Raw genomic sequence first — 3,077 nt, forward strand, 5'->3', positions numbered from 1 at the left:
CCGAGCGGATGCCGTCGTCCGCGTCGGCGGCGAGCCAGCCGTCGTACAGGCCCACCAGCATCGGCAGCGACAGCGCGTTCTTCGCCTCGGGCCGGTTCAAGGTGAGCACCAGCGTGGCGCCTTCGCGCCGTACGTCGAGGTGTTCCGTACCACCCATGGACTGCCTCCCGTCTCAGGAACGAGAACAGGTTGCAGTAGGGCGGCCCCCACTTCAATAGTTTTCTGACAGGCAGTCAGTTTTCTTCGTGCGGCCTCTTCCCACTTGGTGCGGGCTTTGCTCTGATGAGCATCGAGTGACCGTCGTGCGGTTCCGCAGCCCGGGTCAGGAGGAACGGTGGAGTACAACCTTGCCGACCTGTTCGAGTCGGTCGTCGACGCGGTCCCGGACCGCGAGGCGCTCGTGTACGTCGACCACCCGGGCACCGGCGCCGAGCGCAGGCTCACGTACGCAGAGCTGGACGCGGCGGCCAACCGCGTCGCGCACCACCTGGCCGACGCCGGCGTGAAGCCGGGCGAGCACCTGGGGCTGCACCTCTACAACGGCGTCGAGTACCTCCAGACCGTGCTGGGCTGCCTCAAGGCGAGGGTGGTGCCGGTCAACGTCAACTACCGGTACGTGGCGGAGGAGCTGGCCTACCTCTACCGGGACGCGGACCTCGCGGCACTGGTCTTCGACGCCGAGTTCACCGAGCGGGTCGCGGCCGCCCTGCCCCGGACGGACAAGCTCCGCCATCTGGTGCGCGTGGGCACCGCGCCGGCCGGTGCGCCGGAGCCGGCCGTCCGGCCGGTGCCGTTCGCGCAGGCCGAGGCGTCGGGCTCGGACGGGCGGGGCTTCGGACCGCGCTCGGGCGACGACCAGTTCATCATCTACACCGGTGGCACCACCGGCATGCCGAAGGGGGTGATGTGGCGCCAGGAGGACCTGTTCTTCTCCGGCCTCGGGGGCGGCGCGCCGACCGGCGAGCCGGTGAAGGCGCCCGAGGAACTCGCGGAGCGGGTGGCGGCAGGCGGGGACGGCATCACCTTCTTCCCCACTCCCCCGCTGATGCACGGCACGTCGACGCTCACCGCTTTCATCGGGTTCTTCTTCGGCCAGCGCGTGGTCGTGCACCGCAAGTTCGTGCCGCACGAGGTGCTCCGTACGATCGAGAAGGAGAAGGTCAGCAGCGTCTCGCTGGTCGGCGACGCCATGATGCGGCCGCTGGTGGACGCGCTGAACGGGCCGATGCGGGACACCGACTGCTCGTCGCTCTTCAGCGTCTCCTCGTCGGGCGCGATCCTCTCGCAGACGGTGCGCGACCAGTTCCGGGCACTGGTGCCCCACGTCATGCTGCTGAACAACTTCGGCTCGTCGGAGTCCGGCTTCAACGGCACCGCGACGGACGACTCGGGACCGGGCAAGGGGTTCAGGCTGCGGGTCAACTCCCGTACGGCCGTGGTCGATCCGGCGACGTACGCACCGGTCGCACCCGGCGAGGTGGGGCGCATCGCGCAGCGCGGGCACGTACCGCTGGGCTACTACAACGACCCGGGGAAGACGGCGGAGACCTTCTTCGAGGCGGGCGGCGAACGGTGGGTGCTGCTGGGCGACATGGCGACGGTGGACGAGGAGGGCATCGTCACGGTGCTCGGCCGGGGCTCGCAGTGCATCAACACGGGTGGCGAGAAGGTGTACCCGGAGGAGGTCGAGCAGGCGCTGAAGTCCCATCCGGACGTGTACGACGCGCTGGTGGCCGGGGTGCCCGACGAGACGTGGGGCAACCGGGTGGCGGCCGTGGTGCAGGTGCGCGCAGGCGCGGACGCGCCGGGCCTCGGCGCCATCCAGGCGCACTGCCGGACCCGGCTCGCGGGGTACAAGGTCCCCCGGCAGCTGGTGATAGCGCCGGAGATACAGCGCTCGCCGAGCGGCAAGGCGGACTACCGGTGGGCCCGTTCGGTCGCGGCGGGCTCCGGAGGCCACCCGGGGTGAGCGCGCGGGCTCCGGAACAGGCGGCGCCGGTCCGCTCCGGGCGCCTGTCGCGCCCGGAAGCGGACGCCGTGTCAGTCCCGGTCCACGTCCTCGCTCAGGACCTCGCCCGTCGTGGCGTCGATGTCGAGCGTGGTCTTGTTCCAGTCGTCGGTGGACACGACCTCGACGGACCAGATGACGTCGCCGCTGTCGGCGTCGTCGAGCTCCATGGAGGTGATGGTGCCCTTCTTCCGGTCGGTGGCGGCCTTGGCCACCTGCTCCGGGGTCTGCTTGATCTTCGTGATCCAGGAGGCGCGCTCCGCCTTGTCGTCGGCGTCCTGACCGGCGTCCGTGCGGGACCGGAGGACATCGCCGGACTCGGCGTCGATGCGGACGGTGTGCGCCGTGCCGTCCTTCTCGGACACCTCCGCGATCCACACCGGTTGCCCGGCCTGGGGGCTCGCGGTCGGGCTCGGGCTGCCGGTGGGACTGGGGCTCGCGGTGGAACCACTGGCCCTGCGCTTCAGCTCGATCGAGAGCAGCGTGCTGCCCGACACCTCGCCCACCGCCGTGGCGGCGGCCTTGTCGGCCGTCACCTTGGCGGTCGGTACCAGGGCCTTGCGTGCGGTCTGGTCCTCGGTGAGCCGGCCGGTGCCCGAGGGACTCGGAGAGGTGGTCTGCCGGACGTCGGGCTGCCCCGGCGCGGGGGACGTGCTGGTGTCGCCGCCGCTCCCGCACCCGCTGACGAGCGCGCCGGCGGCCACGGCGCAGAGGGCGGCCATACGGACGCGCCGGGCACGCGGGCTGCCGGCGCGGTTCCTGCTGAGAGACTGAAGGTTCATGACCGCACGATTAACCTGCCCGCCGCTCCGGCATGTCGCCGGACGCCAAGAGTCACCCGATCGCACGGCCGTTCGCCGCCGCCCGCGCACCCCGGGGAGCGGACAGGCCGGGAGGGCGCCCCGGTGCGGTCACCGGCCGGGCGGCCGGGCCAGGAGCCCCCTGAGCGCCCTGCCGAAGACCAGGCGGCCCGCGCGCGCGACCACCCCGTCGAACGCCCCGGGGAGCCCCCGCAGCCGCAGGTCCTCCGTCCAGCCGGCCACCGCCCCGCCGGGCGCGGGGCGTACGT

2 protein-coding genes and 1 pseudogene are annotated in these 3,077 nt (G+C 72.1%); 1 reads left to right on the forward strand and 2 read right to left on the reverse strand.

All coding sequences use genetic code 11. The annotated features are described in order from the left end of the window. Positions 1-157, reverse strand: a pseudogene (locus tag E2E34_RS32875) (crotonase/enoyl-CoA hydratase family protein); the annotation flags it as partial. Between the two features lie 177 nt (positions 158-334). On the opposite strand from E2E34_RS32875, the gene E2E34_RS32880 reads away from it, so the two are divergent. After that, positions 335-1,969 (forward strand): acyl-CoA synthetase, encoded by a 1,635-nt coding sequence (locus E2E34_RS32880; protein WP_138905493.1) that lies wholly within the window; start codon positions 335-337, stop codon positions 1,967-1,969. 71 nt (positions 1,970-2,040) lie between these two features. Here E2E34_RS32880 and E2E34_RS32885 read toward each other — a convergent pair whose 3' ends face one another. Next, complete coding sequence (locus E2E34_RS32885) at positions 2,041-2,790, reverse strand: PepSY domain-containing protein (RefSeq protein WP_138905494.1); 750 nt, start codon at positions 2,788-2,790, stop codon at positions 2,041-2,043. Positions 2,791-3,077 lie beyond the last annotated feature (287 nt).

This window comes from Streptomyces albidochromogenes, from assembly GCF_005981925.1.
Classification (GTDB): Bacteria; Actinomycetota; Actinomycetes; order Streptomycetales; family Streptomycetaceae; genus Streptomyces; species Streptomyces albidochromogenes.